The organism is Noviluteimonas caseinilytica (genome assembly GCF_018406605.1).
GTDB classification, from domain to species: Bacteria; Pseudomonadota; Gammaproteobacteria; order Xanthomonadales; family Xanthomonadaceae; genus Noviluteimonas; species Noviluteimonas caseinilytica.
In genome coordinates, this window is sequence record NZ_AP024545.1 from 2,530,133 (window position 1) to 2,552,416 (window position 22,284).

At 68.2% G+C, this 22,284-nt stretch carries 20 protein-coding genes; 14 read left to right on the top strand and 6 right to left on the bottom strand.

The window, feature by feature from the left end; all coding sequences use genetic code 11:
- Positions 1–18 precede the first annotated feature (18 nt).
- The 9 genes from LYSCAS_RS12285 to LYSCAS_RS12325 all read left to right on the top strand — a co-directional run bounded on the left by LYSCAS_RS12285 (position 19) and on the right by LYSCAS_RS12325 (position 9,069).
- Positions 19–1,887: a type IV pilus assembly protein FimV gene (locus LYSCAS_RS12285; protein WP_213434318.1), complete on the top strand. Its 1,869-nt coding sequence runs from the start codon at positions 19–21 to the stop codon at positions 1,885–1,887.
- Positions 1,887–2,669: a tRNA pseudouridine(38-40) synthase TruA gene (gene truA / locus LYSCAS_RS12290; protein ID WP_213434319.1), complete on the top strand. Its 783-nt coding sequence runs from the start codon at positions 1,887–1,889 to the stop codon at positions 2,667–2,669. The genes LYSCAS_RS12285 and truA overlap by 1 nt, the downstream gene beginning before the upstream one ends.
- A 38-nt stretch (positions 2,670–2,707) precedes the next feature.
- Positions 2,708–3,331 carry a phosphoribosylanthranilate isomerase gene (locus LYSCAS_RS12295; protein ID WP_407075188.1) on the top strand — a complete coding sequence of 208 codons (624 nt, stop codon included), beginning with the start codon at positions 2,708–2,710 and terminating at the stop codon, positions 3,329–3,331.
- Positions 3,321–4,556, top strand: a complete 1,236-nt coding sequence (gene trpB / locus LYSCAS_RS12300; protein WP_213437820.1) for a tryptophan synthase subunit beta — start codon at positions 3,321–3,323, stop codon at positions 4,554–4,556. The genes LYSCAS_RS12295 and trpB overlap by 11 nt, the downstream gene beginning before the upstream one ends.
- A gap of 35 nt (positions 4,557–4,591) precedes the next feature.
- On the top strand, positions 4,592–4,987 hold the full coding sequence (locus LYSCAS_RS12305) for a DUF3144 domain-containing protein (protein ID WP_213434321.1): 396 nt from the start codon (positions 4,592–4,594) through the stop codon (positions 4,985–4,987).
- A gap of 5 nt (positions 4,988–4,992) precedes the next feature.
- Positions 4,993–5,781, top strand: a complete 789-nt coding sequence (gene trpA, locus LYSCAS_RS12310; protein ID WP_407075146.1) for a tryptophan synthase subunit alpha — start codon at positions 4,993–4,995, stop codon at positions 5,779–5,781.
- A 68-nt stretch (positions 5,782–5,849) separates the two neighbouring features.
- A complete protein-coding gene (accD, locus tag LYSCAS_RS12315; RefSeq protein ID WP_213434322.1) occupies positions 5,850–6,737 on the top strand; it encodes an acetyl-CoA carboxylase, carboxyltransferase subunit beta in 888 nt (295 codons plus the stop codon).
- Positions 6,734–8,095, top strand: a complete 1,362-nt coding sequence (gene glmM / locus LYSCAS_RS12320) for a phosphoglucosamine mutase (RefSeq protein WP_213434323.1) — start codon at positions 6,734–6,736, stop codon at positions 8,093–8,095. The genes accD and glmM overlap by 4 nt, the downstream gene beginning before the upstream one ends.
- Before the next feature lie 14 nt (positions 8,096–8,109).
- A complete protein-coding gene (locus LYSCAS_RS12325) occupies positions 8,110–9,069 on the top strand; it encodes an isopenicillin N synthase family dioxygenase (RefSeq protein ID WP_213434324.1) in 960 nt (319 codons plus the stop codon).
- On the opposite strand, the gene LYSCAS_RS12330 is transcribed toward LYSCAS_RS12325, so the two are convergent.
- Positions 9,056–11,344, bottom strand: a complete 2,289-nt coding sequence (locus LYSCAS_RS12330) for an FdhF/YdeP family oxidoreductase (protein ID WP_213434325.1) — start codon at positions 11,342–11,344, stop codon at positions 9,056–9,058. The two genes, LYSCAS_RS12325 and LYSCAS_RS12330, sit on opposite strands and share 14 nt — an antisense overlap.
- A 146-nt stretch (positions 11,345–11,490) precedes the next feature.
- Between LYSCAS_RS12330 and LYSCAS_RS12335 the strand changes: the two genes are divergently transcribed.
- Positions 11,491–11,769, top strand: a complete 279-nt coding sequence (locus tag LYSCAS_RS12335) for a hypothetical protein (protein WP_213434326.1) — start codon at positions 11,491–11,493, stop codon at positions 11,767–11,769.
- A gap of 699 nt (positions 11,770–12,468) precedes the next feature.
- On the opposite strand, the gene LYSCAS_RS12340 is transcribed toward LYSCAS_RS12335, so the two are convergent.
- Positions 12,469–14,697: a M3 family metallopeptidase gene (locus LYSCAS_RS12340; protein ID WP_213434327.1), complete on the bottom strand. Its 2,229-nt coding sequence runs from the start codon at positions 14,695–14,697 to the stop codon at positions 12,469–12,471.
- A 203-nt stretch (positions 14,698–14,900) separates the two neighbouring features.
- Between LYSCAS_RS12340 and LYSCAS_RS12345 the strand changes: the two genes are divergently transcribed.
- The 3 genes from LYSCAS_RS12345 (at position 14,901) to LYSCAS_RS12355 (ending at position 16,240) form a co-directional block, all read left to right on the top strand.
- Complete coding sequence (locus LYSCAS_RS12345; protein WP_213434328.1) at positions 14,901–15,338, top strand: CBS domain-containing protein; 438 nt, start codon at positions 14,901–14,903, stop codon at positions 15,336–15,338.
- An 84-nt stretch (positions 15,339–15,422) separates the two neighbouring features.
- Positions 15,423–15,905 carry a glutathione peroxidase gene (locus LYSCAS_RS12350; protein ID WP_213434329.1) on the top strand — a complete coding sequence of 161 codons (483 nt, stop codon included), beginning with the start codon at positions 15,423–15,425 and terminating at the stop codon, positions 15,903–15,905.
- On the top strand, positions 15,905–16,240 hold the full coding sequence (locus LYSCAS_RS12355; protein ID WP_213434330.1) for a hypothetical protein: 336 nt from the start codon (positions 15,905–15,907) through the stop codon (positions 16,238–16,240). The genes LYSCAS_RS12350 and LYSCAS_RS12355 overlap by 1 nt, the downstream gene beginning before the upstream one ends.
- A gap of 45 nt (positions 16,241–16,285) precedes the next feature.
- Here LYSCAS_RS12355 and LYSCAS_RS12360 read toward each other — a convergent pair whose 3' ends face one another.
- Positions 16,286–17,482, bottom strand: a complete 1,197-nt coding sequence (locus LYSCAS_RS12360) for an acyltransferase family protein (RefSeq protein WP_213434331.1) — start codon at positions 17,480–17,482, stop codon at positions 16,286–16,288.
- Positions 17,483–17,635: 153 nt separating this feature from the next.
- On the opposite strand from LYSCAS_RS12360, the gene LYSCAS_RS12365 reads away from it, so the two are divergent.
- A complete protein-coding gene (locus LYSCAS_RS12365) occupies positions 17,636–18,520 on the top strand; it encodes a LytTR family DNA-binding domain-containing protein (RefSeq protein ID WP_213434332.1) in 885 nt (294 codons plus the stop codon).
- On the opposite strand, the gene LYSCAS_RS12370 is transcribed toward LYSCAS_RS12365, so the two are convergent.
- From LYSCAS_RS12370 to LYSCAS_RS12380, 3 genes are read right to left on the bottom strand one after another with little or no spacing between them, the layout of a single operon-like run.
- A complete protein-coding gene (locus LYSCAS_RS12370; protein ID WP_213434333.1) occupies positions 18,517–19,686 on the bottom strand; it encodes a GGDEF domain-containing protein in 1,170 nt (389 codons plus the stop codon). The genes LYSCAS_RS12365 and LYSCAS_RS12370 overlap by 4 nt on opposite strands.
- 59 nt (positions 19,687–19,745) lie before the next feature.
- The gene (locus LYSCAS_RS12375) at positions 19,746–20,555 is read right to left on the bottom strand and encodes a ferredoxin--NADP reductase (RefSeq protein WP_213434334.1); all 810 of its coding nucleotides are present in this window, start codon (positions 20,553–20,555) and stop codon (positions 19,746–19,748) included.
- A gap of 32 nt (positions 20,556–20,587) precedes the next feature.
- Entirely contained in the window at positions 20,588–22,270 is a 1,683-nt protein-coding gene (locus LYSCAS_RS12380; protein ID WP_213434335.1) for an ABC1 kinase family protein, read from the bottom strand.
- Positions 22,271–22,284 lie beyond the last annotated feature (14 nt).

The following is a 22,284-nucleotide window of genomic DNA, read 5'->3' on the forward strand; positions in this document are numbered from 1 at the left end:
CCCGGGGAGGGAATCGACATGCGCGTCGCACGAATGAGCAAACCATTGCGCACGGCGTTGGGCATCGCCCTGCTGGCCCTGTCCGGGCAGGCGGCGGCGCTGGGGCTGGGCCAGATCCAGGTCAAGTCGCGGGTCGACCAGCCGCTGCTGGCCGAAATCCCCATCGTCTCCAGCGATCCGGCCGAGCTGGAACAGCTGCAGGCCCGCCTGGCCTCGCCCGACACCTTCCGCCGCATCGGCCTGGACCCGCCCACGGGCGTGGCCGCCGACCTGCAGTTCACCGTCGCGCTGGATTCCCGCGGCCGCCCGGTCATCCGCGTCACCAGCAGCCAGCCGGTCACCCAGCCGCTGGTGACCTTCCTGGTCGAAGTGGACTGGGGCTCGGGCCAGCTGGTCCGCGAGTACTCCGCGCTGCTGGACACCCCGCGCACCGTCGCCGCGCCCGCGCAGCCGCCGATCCAGGCGCCCACGGTCGCGCAGCCCAACATCGTGGAACGCCCGGTCGCCGCCGCGCCCGTGCCGCCGCCGGAACCGGCGCCCGCCGAGCCCGCGCCCACCGAAGCCACGCAGCCGCCGCCCGAAGCCGCGCCGCCCGAACCCGCGCCCGCCGACACCACCGCGATCGCGCCGACGCCGGCACCCGAACCGGCCCTCGCGCCGGTCGAAGCCCCGGCCCCGCCGGCACCAGCCGCATCGCCCGACAGCATCGCGGTGAATGCCGGTTCGACGCTCTCGCAACTCGCCGCACCGCTCGCCACGCGCGGCTACACGCTCGACCAGGCGATGCTCGCGCTGCTGCGCGCCAATCCCGACGCGTTCGTGCGCGGCAACATCAACCTGCTCAAGGCCGGCACCGTGCTGCGCGTGCCGCCGGCGCAGGACGTCGCCACGCTCAGCGCCAGCGAAGCCGCGGTCGTCGTGCGCGATCATTTGTCGCAATGGCGCGCGATGAGTGCGCCGGCGCCGCAGCCGGCGGCCGTCGCCGACACGGGCAACGAAAAGAACAACGCCGCCACGTCGACGACCCGCGCAACGCCGCGCGTCTCGCAGGCGCGGCTCGAGATCGTGCCGCCGACGACGGGCGCGAAGACACCGGGATCACGATCCGGCGCAAGCGCCGGGGGCGAGGGCGACATGCTGCGACAGGAACTGCAACAGACGAAGGAAACGCTCGCCGCGAAGGATGCGGAAGTGGCCGACCTCAAGGCGCGCGTGGCCGAACTGGAAAAACTCCAGCAGGACCAGGCCGCGTTGCTGCAAATGAAGGACAGCAAGCTCGCCGCCGCCGAACAGCAGCTGGCGAAGGCGAACACCGCCGCGCCGGCCACGACGGTCGCGAAGGCGCAGGCGACGCAGTCGCCGCCGGCACCGCAGCCTGCCTCCACGCCCGCGTGGGTCTGGGGCGGGGCAGGGCTGATCGTGCTCGGCCTGCTGGCGTGGGTGTTCTCGCGCCGCCGCCGCGCCCCGGCCGAACCGGTGCTGCCGCGCCGCGCGTACGACACCGAAGCGATGGCGGCCGGCATGCCGAAGACCGCGCCGGACGACGACCTCGTCGACGACGCCTTCGACCTCGAACCCGACGCCCCGCCCGCACCGCCGCCGCCCGCGTTCTCCGAACCCGCGCCGCGCCCGGGCCCGTCGCACTGGACCTCCGCGCCCGCAACGCTCGGCAACGCGCCGACGTGGCATGCCGGCGGCGGTGGCGTCGCCGCGCCGGTCGCGCCGGCGGTGACCGATCCGGTCACGCCCGCGCAGCAACTCGAACTCGCGCGCGCCTACCTCGACATGGGCGACGACGACGCCGCACGCGTCGTGCTGCGCGAAGTGATGGATGGCCGCGATCCGGCGGCGCGCGAGGCAGCGGCGCGGCTGTTGCGCGACCTCTGATGCGCTATGCGCTGGGCGTCGAATACGACGGCAGCGAGTTCCTCGGCTGGCAGCGCCTGAGCAAGCCCGGTGAACCGGGCGACGACACCGTGCAGCAGGCGCTGGAAACCGCGCTGTCCACCATCGCCGATGCGCGCATCGCCACCACGTGCGCGGGCCGCACCGATGCGGGCGTGCATGCGCAATGCAACGTCGTGCACTTCGACACCGACGCTGTGCGCGATCCGCGCGGCTGGGTGCTCGGCACCACCTCGCGCCTGCCGTTGTCGGTGACGGTGCGCTGGTGCGTCCCGGTCGCCGACGATTTCAACGCGCGCTTCTCCGCGATCGCGCGCCGCTATCGCTACACGCTGCGCAACCAGCCCGTGCGCCCCGCGCTCGGTCGCCAATGGCTGAGCTGGGAGCGCGTGCCGCTCGATGCGCAGGCCATGCATGAGGCCGCGCAAGTCCTGGTCGGCGAACAGGATTTCACCGCCTTCCGCACCGTGCATTGCCAGGCCCCGCATGCGCGGCGCGACCTGCAGGCGATTTCCGTCACCCGGTCGGGGGATGACGTGGTGGTGGAGGTGCGGGCGAATGCATTCCTGCATCACATGGTTCGCAATATCGTGGGGTCACTGCTGGTCGTGGGGCGCGGAGACCGCCCCCCGGCCTGGATCGCCGAACTGCTGGCCGGACGCGACCGCAAGGCCGCAGGACCTACCGCGCCCTCCGCCGGGCTGGTGTTCGTCGGCCCGTTGTATCCCCCCGGCTTCGGCTTGCCCGACGAGGTGACCGCGTGAGCAAGACCCTGTTTCGCACCCGCATCAAGTTCTGCGGCATGACCCGCGCCGGCGATGTCCGCCTGGCCAGCGAACTCGGCGTGGATGCCATCGGCTTCGTGTTCGCCGAGGACAGCCCGCGCCGCCTGCAGCCGGAGGAAGCGCGCGCCATGCGCAACGCGATGGAGCCGCTGGTGGATGCGGTCGCGCTGTTCAGGGACAACGCGCCCGACGAAGTCCGCGCGGTGATCAAGCAGGTGCGGCCGAGCCTGCTGCAGTTCCACGGGGCCGAGGACGACGCGTTCTGCCGCAGCTTCGGGCTGCCCTACATCAAGGGCATCCCGATGGTCGGGCTGGATCCGGCGCAGCGCGCGGGGCACGCGACCCAGTTGCACCTGCGCTATCCGGGGGCGGCGGCGTTCCTGTTCGACGGCCACGCCCAGGGCGAGCGGGGCGGCACCGGCCGGACCTTCGACTGGTCGCAGATCCCCACCGGGCTCGGCAAACCCTTCGTCCTGGCCGGTGGAATGAAGCCGGACAACGTCTTCGACGCGATCCACGCCACGCTCCCGTGGGGCGTGGACGTGGCCAGCGGCATCGAAAGCGCGCCCGGGATCAAGGACGGCGATAAGATGCGGCGTTTCGTCGAAGAAGTCCGTCGTGCCGACTGCCATCCAGACTGATCGGGTCCCCAGCCCCACCGCCCCGATCGACTACCACCAGGTTCCAGACGCCAACGGCCACTTCGGCCGCTTCGGCGGCCGCTTCGTGGCCGAGACGTTGATGGGCCCGCTCGAAGAACTGGCGGCCGCCTACGACGAGGCGCGCGTGGATCCTGCCTTCATCGCGGAATTCGAATCGGACCTGGCGCATTACGTCGGCCGCCCGAGCCCGATCTACGAAGCGAAACACCTGTCGGCCGCGGTTGGCGGCGCGCGCATCCTGCTCAAGCGCGAAGACCTCAACCACACCGGCGCGCACAAGATCAACAACACCATCGGGCAGGCGTTGCTCGCGCGCAGGATGGGAAAGCGGCGCATCATCGCCGAGACCGGCGCGGGCCAGCATGGCGTGGCGTCGGCCACCGTCGCCGCGCGGCTCGGACTGGAATGCGTCGTCTACATGGGCGCCACCGACATCGAGCGGCAGAAGATCAACGTCTACCGCATGCAGTTGCTCGGCGCCAAGGTCGTGCCGGTGACCAGCGGTTCGAAGACGCTCAAGGATGCGTTGAACGAAGCGATGCGCGACTGGGTCACCAACGTGGCGGACACGTTCTACATCATCGGCACCGTGGCCGGCCCGGATCCGTATCCGCGCATGGTGCGCGACTTCAACGCCGTCGTCGGCCGCGAAGCGCGTGCGCAGATGCTCGCCGAATACGATCGCCTGCCCGATGTCGTCACCGCGTGCGTCGGCGGCGGCAGCAACGCGATCGGCATCTTCCACGCGTTCCTCAACGATCCGTCCGTGCGCATCGTCGGCGCCGAAGCCGCGGGCGACGGCATCGACACCGGACGCCACGCCGCCTCGCTCGCCGCGGGCCGCCCCGGCGTGCTGCACGGCAACCGCACCTACGTGCTGTGCGACGACGATGGCCAGATCGTCGAAACGCATTCGGTCTCCGCCGGCCTGGACTATCCCGGCGTCGGCCCCGAGCACGCGTACCTCAAGGACACCGGTCGCGCGGACTACGTCGGCATCACCGACGACGAAGCACTCGCCGCGTTCCACCAGCTTGCGCGCACCGAGGGCATCCTCGCCGCGCTGGAATCCAGCCACGCCATCGCACAGGCGATGAAGCTCGCGCGGGAGATGCCCCGCGATGCGATCGTCCTGTGCAACCTGTCCGGGCGTGGCGACAAGGACGTGCACACCATCGCCGCGCGCGACGGCATCGCAGTTTGAATCGACCGATTTTCCTTACCAGTGGAGTTGTTGAAATGACCGACGAAACCCAGGCCCAGCCCGAACTCACCCAGTCGCAGGACGGCGCGCCGCTCGACCCGCAGTTCTTCAGCGTGGTCAACGAGTTCCTGGAACTCACCAACCGCCAGTCGCAGCAGCAGGGCCTGAAGCGCATCAGCATGGCCAGCCTGTACGCCACCGCGCGCTTCAATTCGCACGTGTACCTGGCCAACGCCGGCAGCACGGCCGCGACCGACCGCACCAAGTTCCTCGACTACATGACCACCCTGTACCGCCGCATGCTCAACGAGCACCTGGACGGCCTGGGCGCCGAGCGCGGCATCGACGTGGGCGAATCCGAACTCGCCGCCGATTACGCCGCCATGGCCGCCGAACAGGCCAAGGCCGCGCAGGACAGCGCGCAGTCGTAATCGAAATGCGCCGACTCGAAGCCACGTTCTCGGCGCTGCAGAGCGCCGGGCGGAAAGCGCTGGTGCCCTTCGTCACCGCGGGCGATCCCTCGCTCGCGGCGACGGTGCCGGTGCTGCACGCGTTGGTCGCGGCCGGCGCGGACGTGCTGGAACTGGGCGTGCCGTTCTCCGACCCGATGGCGGACGGCCCGGTGATCCAGCGCAGTTCCGAACGCGCGCTCGCACGCGGCGCGGGCATGGGCTACGTGCTCGACACCGTGCGCGCGTTCCGCACCACCGATGACCGCACGCCGGTCGTGCTGATGGGCTACCTCAATCCCGTGGAGATCCGCGGGGCCGAGGCGTTCGCGCGCGATGCGGCCGCTGCCGGCGTGGATGGCGTGCTGCTCGTCGACCTGCCGCCGGAAGAAGCGGGCGACCTGCGTGCGGCGCTCGCCGCGCACGGGCTCGCGCTGATCCTGCTGGCCTCGCCGACCACACCGGAGGCGCGCCTGCAACGGCTCGTCGACGACGCGGTGGGTTACCTCTATTTCGTGAGCTTCGCCGGCGTGACCGGGGCCGACCGGCTGGACGCGTCGGCCGCCGCCGCGCGCCTGGATGCGCTGCGCGCCGCCAGCCGCGTGCCGGTGCTCGCCGGCTTCGGCATCAAGGACGCCGCCTCCGCCGCCGCGATGGCCGCGCACGCCGACGGCGTGGTGGTCGGCAGCGCACTGGTGGCGGCGCTGGCGGATGCCGCCGACCCGCCGGCCGCCGCGCGGGCCTTCCTCGCGCCCCTGCGCGAAGCCCTGCGCTAGACTGCCGCGCCCCGGTGCAAGCCGGGGCCCGCGCTCCCTTGAAGAACGAACGAACGGAAGATCGCCACGTGTCCTGGTTGAAGAAACTGATGCCTTCGCGCATCCGCACCGAAGGCGGCAACAAGCGCAGCGTCCCCGAGGGCCTCTGGGAGAAATGCGATCGTTGCGGCGCGGTGCTGTATCGGCCCGAGCTCGAGGAAAACCTCGAGGTCTGCCCGAAGTGCAACTTCCACATGCCCATCCGCGCCCGCGCGCGGCTGGCCTCGCTGTTCGATCCCGGCGCGCCCACGCGCGAGATCGGCGCCGAGCTCGGCCCGACGGACGTGCTGAAGTTCAAGGACCAGAAGAAGTATTCCGACCGCATCAAGGCCGCGCAGAAAGCCACCGGCGAGCGCGATGCGCTGATCGCGATGGAAGGCCTGATGAAGGGACGCGACCTCGTCGCCGCCTCGTTCGACTTCGCCTACATGGGCGGCTCGATGGGCTCGGTGGTGGGCGAACGCTTCACCCTCGGCGCCGAACGCGCGCTGGCATTGCGCTGCCCCTTCGTGTGCTTCTCCGCCAGCGGCGGCGCGCGCATGCAGGAAAGCCTGTTCTCGCTGATGCAGATGGCCAAGACGTCGGCCGCGCTGGCGCGCCTGCGCGCCGCGGGCCTGCCGTACGTGTCGGTGCTCACGCACCCGACGACGGGCGGCGTGTCCGCCTCGTTCGCGATGCTGGGCGACATCAACATCGCCGAACCCGAAGCGCTGATCGGCTTCGCCGGCCCGCGCGTGATCGAACAGACCGTGCGCGAGAAGCTGCCGGAAGGCTTCCAGCGTTCGGAATTCCTCGTCGAGCACGGCGCGATCGACCAGATCTGCGACCGCCGCGAAATGCGCGATCGCCTGTCGCACCTGCTGGCGCTGATGATGAAACAGGACGCGCCGCCGGACGACGCGGAGGCTGCTGCTTGAGCCGGAAACATTTCGGGACCGACGGCATCCGCGGCCGGGTGGGCGAGGGCGCGATCTCGGCGGACTTCGTGCTGCGCCTGGGCAACGCCTACGGCCACGCGCTCGTGCAGGCGCAGCGCGAATCGCGCCGCGAATGGCGCAAGCCCACGGTGATCATCGGCAAGGACACGCGCATCTCGAACTACATGTTCGAAGCGGCGCTGGAAGCGGGCCTGGTCGCGGCCGGCGTCGACGTGCAGCTGGTCGGCCCGATGCCCACGCCCGCGGTCGCGCACCTCACGCGTTCGCTGCGCGCCGATGGCGGCATCGTGATCTCCGCGTCGCACAACCCGCATTACGACAACGGCATCAAGTTCTTCTCGGCCGAAGGCGAGAAGCTCGATGACGCCACCGAGCTCGCGATCGAAGCCGCGCTCGAGAAGCCGTTCTCCACCGTGCGCTCCGAGCGCCTCGGCAAGGCCGTGCGCACGCGCGGCGCGGTCGAGCGTTACGTGGAAGCGTGCAAGAACTCCGTGCCGAAGGGCTTCGACCTGACCGGCATGAAGATCGCGATGGACTGCGCCAACGGCGCGACGTACCAGATCGGCCCGCTCGTGCTGCGCGAACTCGGCGCGCGCGTGGATGCCATCGGCGTCGACCCGAACGGCCTGAACATCAATGACGGCGTGGGCTCCACGCATCCCGAATTCCTGGCCGAACACGTGCGCACCACCGGCGCGGACCTGGGCATCGCGTTCGACGGCGACGGCGACCGCGTGCTGTTCGTCGCCGACGATGGCACCGTGTGCGACGGCGACGACCTGCTGTACGTGCTCGCCACCGACTGGCAGGGCAGTGGCCGCCTGCGCGGCCCGCTGGTGGGCACGCTGATGACCAACTTCGGCCTCGAACAGGCGCTGGGCAAGCTCGGCATCCCGTTCGTGCGCGCGAAGGTCGGCGACCGCTACGTGCACCAGCAGCTGATCGCGCACGACGGCGTGCTGGGTGGCGAAGCCTCCGGGCATTTGCTGTGCCTGGATTGCGCGAGCACCGGCGACGGCATCGTCAGCGCGCTGCAGGTGCTCGACGTACTGCGTCGCCGCGGCGTCACGCTGCGCGAAGCGATCGCGGGCCTGCGCAAGGTGCCGCAGAAGACCATCAACGTGAAGATCGATGCCGGCGCCAAGCCGGTCGACGATCCCGTCGTGCAGGCTGCGCTCGCGCAGGCGCAGGCGGCGGTCGCCGGCCGTGGCCGCGCGTTCCTGCGACCGTCGGGCACCGAGCCCGTCGTGCGCGTCACCGTCGAGGCCGACGACGACGCGCTCATGCAATCCACCCTCGAACGACTGGCCGACGCCGTGCGCGCGGCCGCGCAATGACCTCCGGAACGTCCATGTCCACGCAAGCTCGCATTCCTACGCTCGACATCAACCGCTTCACGAACCCGACGAGCGCCGAAGACCGCGCCGCGTTCGTGTCCGAACTCGGCAACGCCTACCGCGAGTGGGGCTTCGCCGGCATCCGCAACCACGGCATCCCGCAGGCGCAGATCGATCGCGCGTACGACGTGTTCCAGCGCTTCTTCGCGCTGCCGGAAGCCACCAAGAAGCAGTACCACGTGCCGGGCGGCGGCGGTGCGCGCGGCTACACGCCGTTCGGCGTGGAAACCGCGAAGGGCGCGCAGTACTCCGACCTCAAGGAGTTCTGGCACATCGGCCGCGAGATCCCGCGCGACCACCAGTGCGCCGACGTGATGGACCCGAACCTGTGGCCGGCCGAAATCCCCGAATTCCATGACGTCGGCTACGGCCTCTACCAGGCGCTCGACAAGCTCGGCTCGCAGGTGCTCGCCGCGCTCGCGCTGCACATCGGGCTGCCGGAAGACTATTTCGTCGAAAAGACGAACTACGGCAACTCGATCCTGCGCCCGATCCACTACCCGCCGATCACCACGCCGGACATCCCGAACGTGCGTGCCGGCGCGCACGAAGACATCAACCTGATCACGCTGCTCGTTGGCGCGAGCGCCGCGGGCCTGGAAGTGAAGTCGCGCACGGGCGAGTGGGTGCCGTTCACCTCCGACGCCGACACCATCGTCGTCAACATCGGCGACATGCTGCAGCGCCTGACGAACCACGTGTATCCGTCGACGACGCACCGCGTGGTGAACCCGCCGGGCGAACTCGCGCGCCAGCCGCGCTACTCCACGCCGTTCTTCCTGCACCCGAACCCGGATTTCCTGATCGACGTGCTGCCGTCGTGCGTGGATGCCGACAATCCGTCGCGCTATCCGGAGGCGATCACGGCGCAGGGGTATCTCGAAGAGCGATTGCGCGAGATCAAGCTGAAGTAAGGGCGCTCTTCGTCACCCGCACCGGCATCTCCTTGTAAAGCGGCGTCCGACTCCCCGCGGAATACACGCTCGCCGCAATCAAACTGCTCGCCTCCGGGAAATACGCCGCGCAACACCCCTTCGGGATATCCCACGCGTGCGCCGTGAACGCGGTGACGCGCCGTTCGTGCCCGTCGTCCACCAGCGTTTCGATGTCGACGCAATCGCCATCGGCCAGCCCGCGCGCGGCCAGGTCCTGCGCATTGGCGAACAACACGCGCCGATCGCCTGCGACGCCGCGGTACCGGTCATCGTGGCTGTAGACCGTCGTGTTGAACTGGTCGTGCGCGCGCATCGTCATCAAGGTCAGCACCGCATCGCCATGCACGCGGCGCGCCCGTGCGAGCGGCGTGTCGTCGTCGAAGGCATGCGCCACGAAGCGCGCCTTGCCGCTGGCGGTGTTCCATTGCCGCTCCGCGGCCGCGTTCGGCAGCGCGAAGCGTCCGTCCTGCAGCAAGCGGTCGTTGTAGCGCTCGAAGCCGTCGGTGACGCCTTGCTGGCAGCGTTCGATGCGCGCGCGGATCGCGGCGTAGTCCTGCGCGAACTCGTCCCACGGCACCGTCGGCGCACAACCCAGCGCCTGCGCGAGCTCGGCGACGATCACCGGTTCGCTGCGCTGCCGTTCGTTGATCGGCGCCTGCACGCCGCGCGAGGCGCGCACGGTGCTCGACGAGTCCTCGGTGGAGATGCATTGCTCGCCGCTGGCGCGCAGGTCGCGATCGGTGCGGCCCAGCGTCGGCAGCAACAGGCCCACCGCGCCCGGATGGCAATGCGTGCGATTGAGCTTGGTGGCGATGTGCAAGGTGAAGGGGAGGCGTTCGAGCGCGGCGAGCACGCGCGGGGAATCCGGCGCGGCGACGCCGAAGTTGCCGCCGAGCGTCAGCAGCCCCTGCATGTGGCCATCGAACAACCCGTCGAGCACGCCGGCTGCATCGCGCCCGCCATCGCGGCACAACGGCGCGCCGGGGAACGTCGCTTCGAGGTTGTCGAGCCAGCGTTGCGTCACCGTGGACGTCGCGCCCATCGTGCGGTCGCCTTGCACGTTCGAATGCCCGCGCACGGGCATCGCACCGGTACCGCGGCGGCCGATGTTGCCGCGCAGGAGCAGCAGGTTCAGCACCTGCTGGATCGTCGCGACCGCTTCGGGGTGATGCGTGAGGCCCATGCACCACGTGATCATCGTGGCGTTCGCCGCGGCGTAGTGGTCGGCGATCTCGCGCATCTGCGCTTCGGTCACGCCCGAGCGCGCCACGAGTTCGGTCCACGCACACGCATCGAGATCCGCGAGCAACGCATCGACGCCTTCCGTGTGCGCCGCGATGAACGCGTGGTCGAACACCGTGCCGGGCGCGCCGCGTTCGCGTTCGAGCAGCGCCTTCATCACGCCCTTCAGCAACGCCATGTCGCCGCCGAGCGTCACCTGGTACACCGCGTCGGCGACTTCAATGCCGCGGTTGGTGACGAGTTCGCCGATGTCCTTCGGATCGGAGAAATTCGTGAAGCCTTTCTCGCGCAACGGATTGATCGCCAGGATCGTCGCGCCGCGCTGTTTCGCTTCGTGCAGCGCGCCCATCATGCGTGGGTGGTTGCTGGCGGGGTTCTGGCCGATGACGATGAAGAGATCGGCGTGTTCGAAATCGTCCAGCGTGCACGTGCCCTTGCGCGTGCCGATGCTTTCGGTCAGCGCATGGCCCGAGGGTTCGTGGCAGAAGTTGGACGAGTCGGGCAGGTGCGGGCTGCCGTAGACGCGCGCGGCGAGTTGCCACAGGAAGGCGGCTTCGTTGCTGCTGCGTCCGGAGGCGTAGAACGCGACGGTGTCCGGATCCAGCGCACGCAACTCCCGCGCGGCGATCGCGTACGCCTCGTCCCAGTCGATCGCGCGGAACGTGCCGCGCGCGGCTTCGTACAACACGGGCGTCGTCAGGCGCCCCTGGAACTCCAGGTCGAAGTCGCCGAGCGCCTGCAGGTCCGCCGGCGTCTTCCCATCGAAGAAGTCCGCACCCGCGGCCTTGCGCGTCATCTCCCACGCGATGGCCTTCTGGCCCTGTTCGCAACTGTCGACGAGCGGGCGGCCGGGCTTGTCGGGGAACGCGCACCCCGGGCAATCGAATCCGGTGACCTTGTTGGCGACGAGGAAGGACTGCACCAGCTTCATGGCGATGCCTTGCTCGCGCCATGCCCGCACCGTGCCGCGCAGTGCGCCGCGGCCGCCGGCCGGTGCTTCGAGCTTTGTCATTCCCGTCTCCGCCTGTCGTGGCCGGCAGGATACGGCCGAGTTCGCACATCATCAAAATGAATGGGAAATCCCGGCGTTTTTTCACTCATCCATTACGTGCCAATGCCGAGATTGCACGCTCCCCGAGTCCCCCAGGTCCTGTTCCCATGGTGATCCACCTGAATGCGGCGCCGCGCGACATCGACGAAGTGACTTCGGCGCGGGCCCGCGCGCTGGGCGAGTTGGCCACCGGTTTTTATCCGAACCTGGCGTGGCAGTCGGTCGAACCGCAGATGGCGAGCGACTGGAACCGCGTGCGCGGCGAGTCGCACCTGGGCTGGAACGAGGTGCGCGAGGAAGCGCACGCGGCGTGGCAGATCGCGCGCCTGAGCAAGGACACGTGCTGCAAGGATGACGCGCCGGTGAGTATGCAGTCCGCCGCCTAGTCTCTTGCCTTCCAGTCTTGTGAACGTCATCCCCGCCAAGGCGGGGATTTTTGTTTGCGTGCGTTACCTCGCACGCCAGCGAACCCTGCGAAAGCAGGGGTCCATGGGCTTTTTTGCAAAAGCGCGCTTGAGGTGCAGTTGCGCGTCGCCCGAACCCGCGGCGGTGTAAGAATTTCTCGCCGACGTGGCGGCGAAAATTCTCACACCACCACAGGTTGGGGCATCACCTTTCGCGCTTTTTCGATCAAGGCGCCGACCATTACCTGAGGTCGCAGGCGTGCGTGTAACGCACGCACACCCCAATCATTTCTTTCGCGGCAATCAAAAGCTGCGACTGCTTCAGGGCAAGAATCGACGTTTCCTGGACGTCGCCGCGCCTGCATCCGGCATGCGCTCTTGCTCGTCGCGAAAGAAGTGATTGGGTTGCGCGTGCGTTACCACGCACGCCAGCGACCTTGGGAAACGGTCGGCCCCTTGATCGAAAAGGCTCGAATGGTGATGCCCCAGCCCGTGGTGGGGTGAGAATTTTCGCCGCCACGTCGGCGAGAAATTCTTACCCCGCCGCGGGTTCGGGCGACGCGGTCTTCACCCCAGGCGGGCTTTCGCGGAAGACCATGGATCCCCGCTTCCGCGGGAATGACGAGCAAGAACAAAAAAGGGCCGCTTGCGCGGCCCTTTTCGTTTGCAGCGATGGGTCGGTTACTTCGCCGACGCCTTCTTCGCCGGAGTCGCTTCCGCCGGCTTCTTCGCATCATCCGGCTGCGTGCCGTCCAGGCCGCGACGCTTCAGCAGCGGCGTGATGTCCGGATTGCGGCCCGCGAAATCGCGGAACAGCTGCAGCGCATCCTTGCTGCCGCCGCGCGACAGCAACGTCGCGCGGAAGTGATCACCGTTCTCGCGCGTCAGGCCACCGTGCGCCTTGATCCATTCCACCGTGTCCGCATCGAGCACCTCGGACCAGATGTACGCGTAGTAGCCCGCCGAGTAGCCGCCCATGATGTGGCTGAAGTACGGCGTGCGGTAACGCGGCGGCACCGGCGCGAAATCCACGCCGTCCTTCTTCAGCGCCGCGGCTTCGAACGCCATCACGCCGGAGGCCGGCGGAATCTGCGCCGGACCGACCTGGTGCCATTCCTGGTCGAGCATCGCCGCACCGAGGTACTCGGTGGTGGTGAAGCCCTGGTTGAACTTGCCCGCGGCCAGCACCTTGTCGAGCAGCGCCTTCGGCATCGGCTCGCCGGTCTTGTAGTTCTTCGCATAGTTGGCGAGCACCTGCGGCCAGTCGGCCCACATCTCGTTGACCTGCGAGGGATATTCGACGAAGTCGCGCGGCACGCTGGTGCCGGTGAAGTAGGGGTACTTCACGTCGGAGAACATGCCGTGCAGCGCATGGCCGAACTCATGGAACATCGTGGTCACTTCATCCCACGTCAGCAGCGTCGGCTGGCCGGCCGGCGGCTTCGGGATGTTGAGATGGTTGGCGACGACCGGCAGCGTGCCGAACAGCTCGCTCTGGTCGACGTACGAATTCATCCACGCGCCGCCCTGCTTGGAATCGCGCGCGTACATGTCGGAGATAAAGATGGCGAGCTGCTTGCCGTCCTTGTCGAACACGTCGAACACGCGCACGTCCGGCTCGTACACCGGCAGGTCCTTGCGTTCCTTGAACGTCAGGCCGTAGAGCTGGTTGGCGGCGTAGAAGACGCCGTTCTGCTGCACGTTGTCGAGCTCGAGGTACGGCTTGAGTTCGTTCTCGTCGAACGCGAACTTCGCCTTGCGCACCTTCTCCGAATAGAACGACCAGTCCCACGGTTCCAGCTTGAACGTCGGCTGGCCCTTGGCCTTCTGCTCGGCGTCGATCATCGCCTGCAGGTCGGCGGCTTCGCGCTTGGCGTTGGCCACGGCCGGCGGGGCGAGCTTGCCGAGCATGTCGTTGACGGCCTGCGGGGTCTTCGCGGTTTCGTCTTCCAGCACGAACGCGGCCCAGTTCGGGTAGCCGAGCAAGTTGGCCTTTTCGGCGCGCAGCTTGGTCACCTGCGAAATGATCGCGGTGGTGTCGAACTCGCCGCCGGTGCTGCCGCGCGACATCGACGCCTTGTACAGCTTCTCGCGCAGCGCACGGTTGGTCAGCTGCGCGGCGGCCGGCTGGCCGGTGGTGTTGAGGATGGTGAGGACGTACTTGCCTTCGAGCTTGCGCTGCTTGGCGACTTCGGCCGCGCCGTCGATCTGCGCGTCGGTGAGGCCGTCGAGTTCGGCGCGCGTGTCGACCACCACCGCGGCGGCGTTGCGGCCGGCGATCAGCTTCTGGTCGAACTGCGTGCCCAGCGTGGCGAGCTGGCCGTTGATGGCCTTCAGCTTGGTCTTGTCGGCGTCGCTGAGGTTGGCGCCGGCGCGGACGAAATCGGTGTAGTAACGCTCGACCAGGCGCGTCTGTTGCGCGTCGAGGTTCATGTGTTCGCGGTGGTCGTACAGCGACTTGATGCGCGCGAACAGCTTGGGATCCAGGCGAATCGCGTCGCGGTGCGCGGCGAACTTCGGCGAGTACTGCTCGTCGAGCTTCTCGCGCGCGTCGTTCTTGTCGGCGCCGAGCAGGTTGTAAAAGACGGTGGTCGCGCGCGTCAGCGTGCGGCCGGCCTTCTCCATCGGGATGATGGTGTTGTCGAAGGTCGGGGAGGCGGGGTTGTTCGCGATCTTCGCGTAGTCCGCCAGGTCGTCGGCCATGCCCTGGTCGAAGGCCGGCCCGAAGTCGGTGTCCTTGATCTTCGCGAAGTCGGGGTAGTGCAGCGGCAGCGTGCTGTCGGCGAAGAACGGGTTGGCGGTGTTGGCGGTCATCGCGGGGGTGGTTCCTTGCGTGGCCTGCGGCGTGGCCGCCAGGGTCGATCCTGCGGCAAGGGCAAGCGCCAGGGCGCAGGCGAGCGGGTGCTTCATCGGGGCGGGTCTCGTCGGACGGGAGCCGCAATCTACCCGAGGGCGGCGTGATCGTACGAATGACGAAAGGCATGGCGGGTGAAAGCGCCCCCCGATCCGGGAAACGGCCGAGCCTTGGCGGCCCGGTTCACGTGGCCGGCACCGCGTCGGCGCGATGCTCCGTCCCTGGGCCGCGTCGGGCGGCCATCGAATCGGAGCCCCCAATGGCCAACGTGACGTCCGTGATGACCGCCAACCCCGCCAGCTGCACGGTGGAAACCCCGCTGCGCGAAGTGGCGCGCATGATGATCGAGAACGACTGCGGCCAGATCCCGGTGGTCGACCCGGCCGGCAAGCTCGTGGGCGTGGTCACCGACCGCGACATCACCGTGCGCATCGTGGCCGAGGGCCACGACACGATGACCGCGACCGCGAAGGACGCGATGAGCCAGCCCGCGAAGTCCGTGCGCGACGACAGCAGCCTGAAGGACGCGACCGCGCTGATGGAGTCCGCGAAGATCCGCCGCGTCCCGGTGGTCGATGCGGGCGGCAAGCTGGCCGGCATCGTGTCGCTGGCCGACGTCGCGCTGGCCGGCAAGGACAACCAGGCCGCGGAAGTGGTGAAGCAGGTGTCGGAGCCGGGCAAGACCGCGAAGCATTGAGCCATCGCGCGTCATTCCCGCGAAGGCGGGAATCCACGCGGCGCTGGCGATGCCTAAACTCCGAGTCCTGACAAGGAGCCGGCCATGACCACTGCGTTCGATTTCACCGCCAACGACATCGACGGCCAGCCGCAGTCGCTTTCCGACTACGCCGGCAAGGTACTGCTGGTCGTCAATGTCGCATCCAAGTGCGGCTTCACCCCGCAGTACAGCGGGCTGGAACAGTTGTGGCGCACCTACCGCGACCGCGGGCTCGTGGTGCTCGGCTTCCCGTGCGACCAGTTCGGCCACCAGGAACCGGGCGACGAAGCGGAGATCAAGAATTTCTGCTCGCTGTCGTACGACGTCGACTTCCCGTTGTTCGCGAAGATCGACGTGAACGGCAAGCAGGCGCATCCGCTGTGGCAGTGGCTGAAGGACGAAAAGGGCGGGTTCCTCGGCATCGATGCCATCAAGTGGAACTTCACGAAATTCCTCGTCGGGCGCGATGGGAAGGTCATCAAGCGGTACGCGCCGACGGATACGCCGGAGTCGTTGGCGAAGGACATCGAGGCCGCGCTGGGTTGATGCGCGAAGACAAATCCGGGGACAGGTTCGACAACGGCGTCATCGCGGTCGGCTGCGCCATCATCCTGGTCCTGGCCCTTCGGGATCATGGCCTCGCCGCAATGGGAAGGTACGCGGTGTACCTCGCGTGCATCGTCGGGGATGGTCTGTTTCTTTCCGCGGTGCTCACGAAACCCCGGAGGCCGAAACGGATCGTCGCTTGTTCGCTCCTGATGATTGCAGCGAACGTGGCCGCTGCGTTCATGACCTATCCGCACTTGGCGTTCGTGGTTGGGTTCTGGATCCCTGCACTGGCTGGGTATCTTTCCCTTCTGTTGATTCGCGCCCGCGATTGACCCATGCAACAAGGCCCGCGATTGCGGGCCTTGTCGTTTCTCCGGCTATGCAACCGCGGGTGCCGACTTGGTCGCTGCCGGAATCGAAGCCCCCCGCGGCTTCCACTTCATCCCGAACAACGGCCGCAAGATCGGTGTCCGCCGGATCACCGCAAACCCCACCGCACACCCCGCCACCGTCCCGATCAACACCAACGCCGGCTCCACCACCGCCCCCAGGTGCATCGGCAGCAACACCATCGCGCACGCGATGATCATCGTCTGGTGCAGCACGTACCACGGATACACCGCTTCGTTCGCCCAGGGCAACCAACGGAAGGGGCGGTTCAAGTACGCGCGGGCGAACCCGAGGATCGCGCACAACATCCACCAGATGTAGAAGCTGCGCAGCGTACGCGCCGCCACCGGGCCCCACGTGCCGCCGTCGTCCGGCAGGGTGAACAACAACACGACGTAGATCGAGAACAGGCCGAGCGCGCAGGACAAGGCGACGCGGCGCAGGCGGACGAGTTCGGCCCACACGCCTGCGTTCGTGCCCAGCCACCAGCCGTAGAGGAACACGGTGAAGTAGATGGAATGGCGGAACCAGTCGTGCACCAGGTCGCCGGTGTCTTCGAAGTGCGGCTGCAGCGTCACGGTGAACAGCACCAGCGGCAGCGCGGGGAGGATCAGCAACGCCTTGCCGCGCAGGTTGGCGAGCGGGTTCGGCAGGCGACGCAGCAACGGCAGCAGCGCAGCGAACACCAGCGAGTAGGTCCACAGGTACGCCAGGTACCAGAGGTGGTTCCAGGTGAAGCCGTGTTCCCAGCCGTCGAACGCGCCCGGCGGCCAGCTCGAGCCGCTGTAGTACCGCGCGAGGAACGACCAGAACCCCGGCGCCACCAACCCGTTCGCCACGCCCTGGGCATACGGCTGGATCGGCACGGCCACCAGCATCCCGAACACCAGCGGCAGCAGCAGGCGCCAGGTGCGCAGGCGGACGAACCGGCCGATCGAGGTGTCGCGCATCAGGAAGTGCACCGACAAGCCGGAGATCAGGAAGATCAGGTCCATGCGCCAGCGGTTGACCAGCAGCATCGGCAGCTGGATCGCTTCGGTGGTGTGGAGGCTCTTGAGGTGCCAGCCCCAGTCCTCGCCACCAACGTAGAGCATGGCCCAGTGGTAGAGGATCAGCAGGGCGAAGGCGAGGGCGCGCAGGGCGTCGATGTCGTGGCGGCGGGTGGGCAACGCGGTGTCGGTCATGGCGGCGGGCCGGTGGAAGGTGCCCGCACGTTGGCGCCGCGCCGCATCCGGCGACAGCGCGAAGGGACGGAGGTGCGCGGCCGCGGGACGAAACGTGGACGCAAGGGACGAGCCGATTCCGTCCCCGGGCCGCGCTCGGCCACAATGCGCGACATGTCGACCGTCGCCACCGCACCGCAAAGTCCGCCCAATGCCTGGGAACGCTTCCGCCCGTGGAAGCGGACGTTCGAGGTGGGCTTCTGGGTCGTCACCTACCTGATGAACGCGATCGCCAACAGCGCGGTCACCTGGCTCGACATCCAGCGCGCACACCTGGGCTTCAAGGCCTGGGAACCGGCGGTGTGGGAATGGACGAGCGCGATCGTCTGCCTGGCCCTGGTGCCGGCGGTCGCCTGGTACACGAATAAGGTCCCGGTGCGCTTCGATACCTGGAAGCGCGCGCTGCCGCTGCACCTGCTGGGCTCGGTGGCCTGGTCGGTCGCGCACGTCGCGGGGATGGTCGCGCTGCGCAAGGTCGCCTATGCGACGCAGGGCGCCGACTACGATTTCGGCAACTGGCTCCACGAATGGGGCTACGAATACCTCAAGGACATCCGGAGCTACTTCGGGCTGGTGGCGACGATGGAGGCGTATCGCTGGTTCCTGCGCCGCTGGCAGGGCGAGGCGAGTGTGCTCGCGCCGTCGGACGACGACGTGCCGGCGCCGGTGGCGCCCGAACGTCCCGAGCGCTTCCTCGTGCGCAAGCTCGGCAAGGAATTCCTGATCGCCGCCAACGACGTCGAAGCCCTGCAGGCCAGCGGCAACTACGTGAACCTGCGCGTGCGCGGCCGCGACTACCCGCTGCGCAGCACCATGGCCGCGTTGGAACAGCAGCTCGACCCCGCGCGCTTCGTGCGCGTGCACCGCAGCCACATGGTCAACCTGGATTGCGTGGCGCAGATCGAACCGCTGGACACCGGCGATGCGCGCATCGTCTTGAACGACGGCACGGTGGTGCCGTGCAGCCGCACGTACCGCGACGCGTTGCGCCCAGACTAGCCCTTCGCCACCACCATCCGGTCGCGGCCTTCGGCCTTCGCCGCATACAACGCGATGTCCGCGCGGCGCAGGTGCTGGCTCATGCTTTCCGCCTCGAGCCGATGCGCCACGCCCGCGCTGACGGTGACGCCGATGTCGCGCGTGGCGTCGTCGAATTCCTTGCGCACGCGTTGCACGAACCCTTCCACCGATTCGGCCGGGTAGTCGACCAGCAGCACCACGAATTCCTCGCCGCCCATGCGCGCGGCGCAGCAACGCGACCCCACGCGCTCGCGGATGATCTGGCCGAGCTGCTGCAGGATCCGGTCGCCCACCGCGTGGCCGTGCGTGTCGTTGACGCGCTTGAAGTAGTCGATGTCGAAGAACGCGAAGCTCGCGGGTTTCGCGCGCTTGATCGCATCCTCGTAGCAGGCTTCCGCGTCGCGGTTCCAGCCGGCGCGGTTGCGCAGGCCGGTGAGTTCGTCGGTGGTGGCCTGGTAGCGCAGGCGCTGGCGCATGCGGAAGTTGCTCACCGCGAAGTCCGTGCGATACCCGCCCAGCAGCAAGCCGAAGCCGATCGTGGCGAGGTTGTACAACCAGTACACGGCCGAGCCCGCCGCGAGATCGCCGTGCAGGTACACGCGCAGCCACGCGACGAACAACATCGTGCCCGACAGCGCGAGGATCGACGCGCGGCGCACCATCAACGCGAGCAACGCGATCGGCATCAGCGAGAACAGCGCCATGCGCAAGGCCATGCCGTACTGCGTGCCCGGCACCGGCACCGACAGGAACACTGCGAACAACAAGGTGCTGAGCACCGTGAGCAGCAATCGCGGACGCCAGTCGGACAAATGCCAGATCGCCAGTGCGCTGCCCGCCATCGTCAGCGCCACCAGTTCCACCAGCCACCACGGCCAGCCGATCCCGGGCGCGACGTTGAAGGCTTCGAACATGCCGGTGAGCGCGAGGATCATCGCGCCGCTGGCGATGAGGCCGCTGATGATCGGGCGCGTGGCCTCGACCTGGCCTTCGATCAGTTTGCGGCACTCGTCTTCATCGAGCGTGCGCAACGAGCGGCGGGTGAAGAAGCGTGCGAGCGTGGACCCCGCGCGCCATTCCGCGTGCGACGCGGGTGGCGCCTGCGGGCGTGCATCGGGTCGAGCGTGTTGCCCGGTCAAGGCCATCGGGGATGTGCGCGATCCAGGGACGCGCGGACCTTAACGCGCGGGGCGTGAAAGCGATCTTATTTCTCGACGAACGCCCGCTCGAACACGTAATCCCCCGGCACGCCGATGCGCGGCGCGGCGACGAAACCGCGCTTGTCCAGCAACCCGCGGAAATCCGCCAGCATCTGCGGGCTGCCGCAGATCATCGCGCGGTCGCGTGCGGGATCGAGCGGCTCGATGCGCAGGTGATCCATCATCCGCCCGCTGTCCATCAACTCGGTCAGCCGCCCGCGTTGGTCGCGGCCGCCGAAGTCGAACCCTTCACGCGACACCGCCGGGTAATACAGCAACTGCTTCCCGATCTGCTCGCCCAGGAATTCGTGGTGCGGCAATTCGTTGACGATGTAGTCGCGATACGCGAGGTCGCGCGCGTTGCGCACGCCGTGGCACAGGATCACGCGCTCGAAGCGTTCGTACGTCGCCGGGTCCTTGATGACGGCCAGCCACGGCGCGAAGCCGGTGCCGGTGCCGAGCAGGTACAGGTTGCGCCCCGGATGCAGGTCGTGGATCAGCAGCGTGCCCGTGGGCTTGCGCCCGATCAGCAGCGCATCGCCGGGCTGGATGTGCTGCAGCCGCGAGGTCAGCGGACCGTCCTGCACCTTGATGCTGAAGAACTCGAGTTGTTCTTCCCAGTTCGCGCTGGCGATCGAATACGCGCGCAGCAGCGGACGCGTGCTGCCGTCGGGCTGCGCGACGGGCAGGCCGATCATGACGAACTGGCCGTTCTCGAAACGGAAACCATCGTCGCGCGTGGTGGTGAAACTGAAATACGCGTCCGTCCAGTGACGGACATCCAGCACGGTCTCGGTGCCGAAGGGGGAGGACATGGGGGCGAGCGGGCTTGCGGGGGACGCGGATTCTAGCGCGGCCCGCGCTCTTCCTTCGGGCGCGCCTTGTGGTCGCGGCGCAGCGAACTCCACACCAGCATCAGGCCCACGCCCGTGCCGATCAGGAACAGCACCAGCGCCAGCGCCGGATACCCGAACAGCTTGATGCCCGGCGTCTCCACCTTCATCAGGATCGCCGAGGCCAGGATCAGCGCGGCGGTGATCACGCCGGCGCTGATGCGGTTGGCGATCTTCTGCAGGTTCTCCATCAGCTGCGAGTCGTCCAGGCCGCCGAGGTTCACGGTGAGGCGGTTCTCGGCGAGCAGCGACAGGATGTCGGACACCTTGCGCGGCGACTCGCGCACCAGCGCCTGCATTTCCATCATCTCGTTGGCGAGGTTGGCCGGCGAGAACGATTGCTTGATGCGCTCGCGCATCACGTGCTGGATGTGCGTCTCGACGATCGCCTTGACGTCCAGCTGCGGATCCAGCGCGAAGGCCACCTGTTCGAGGTTGAGCAGCGTCTTGCCCAGCAGGCTGAGTTCCGGCGGCGTGCGCAGGCCGCACGCGGTGGCGATGCGCACCAGTTCGACGACCAGGCGGCCTTCGGACAAGGATTGCGAACCCGAGTGCGCGGCATAGCGCGACACCAGCTGGCCGATCTCGCGGACGAAACGCTCCTGGTCGAAATCGTCCAGCCGCGTCCCCATCGCGATCGATTCGTTCGCCACTTCTTCGCCGCGGCCATCCACGCAGGCGAACAGCAGCTTGAGCAGGCGCTCGCGTTGTTTCGGTGGGACGTGCGCGATCATGCCGAGGTCGAACAGGCCCAGGCGGCCGTCGTTCGTCACCAGCAGGTTGCCCGGGTGCGGATCGGCGTGGATCTCGCCGTGCACGAACATCTGGTCGAGGTAACCGCGCAGCAGCGCCTCGCCGAGTTTGCCGAGGTCCTGTTCGGTGCGGCGGATGCCCGACAGTTCGGTGGCCTTGACGCCGTGCACCAGGTCCATCGTGAGCACGCGCGTGGCGCACAGGTCGCGGATCGGCTGCGGCACGAACAATTCGGGATACGCGGTGAAGTGGTCCGCGAAGCGCGCGAGGTTTTCCGCTTCGATGCGGTAATCCAGTTCAGCCAGCAGCGTCTTGCGGAACTCGTGCACCCAGTCGGCGAAGCGGATGCGCCGGCCGATGTCCGTCATGCGATCGGCCTTGTCGGCCATCGCGGCGAGCGTGTCGAGGTCGGCGCGGATCAGTTCCGCCACGCCGGGGCGCTGCACTTTCACCGCCACTTCGCGGCCGTCGCGCAATTCGGCCCGATACACCTGCGCGAGCGATGCCGCACCGATCGGCACTTCGTCGAAGCGCACGAACGCCTTGCTGATGCGCACGCCCAGTTCGTCCTCGATCACCGGCCGGATGGCTTCGAACGGCGCGGGCGCCACTTCGTCCTGCATGCGCTGCAGGGCGACGAGGTAGGCGGGCGGCACCATGTCGGGCCGCGTCGACAGCGCCTGGCCGATCTTGATGAAGGTGGGGCCGAGCGCCTCGAGGTCGTCGACGAACTCTTCGGGGGCGCCGGCTTCGATCTCGGTGTCGTCCGTCGGCAGCGACGCCGAATCCAGGTCGATGCCGGTGAACACGCCCGCGCCGCGATACCGCAGGAGGAAGCGGAGGATCTGTGCGCTGCGCGCGAGGTTCGGGGAATGCCCATTCATGCGGGCAGCGTAGA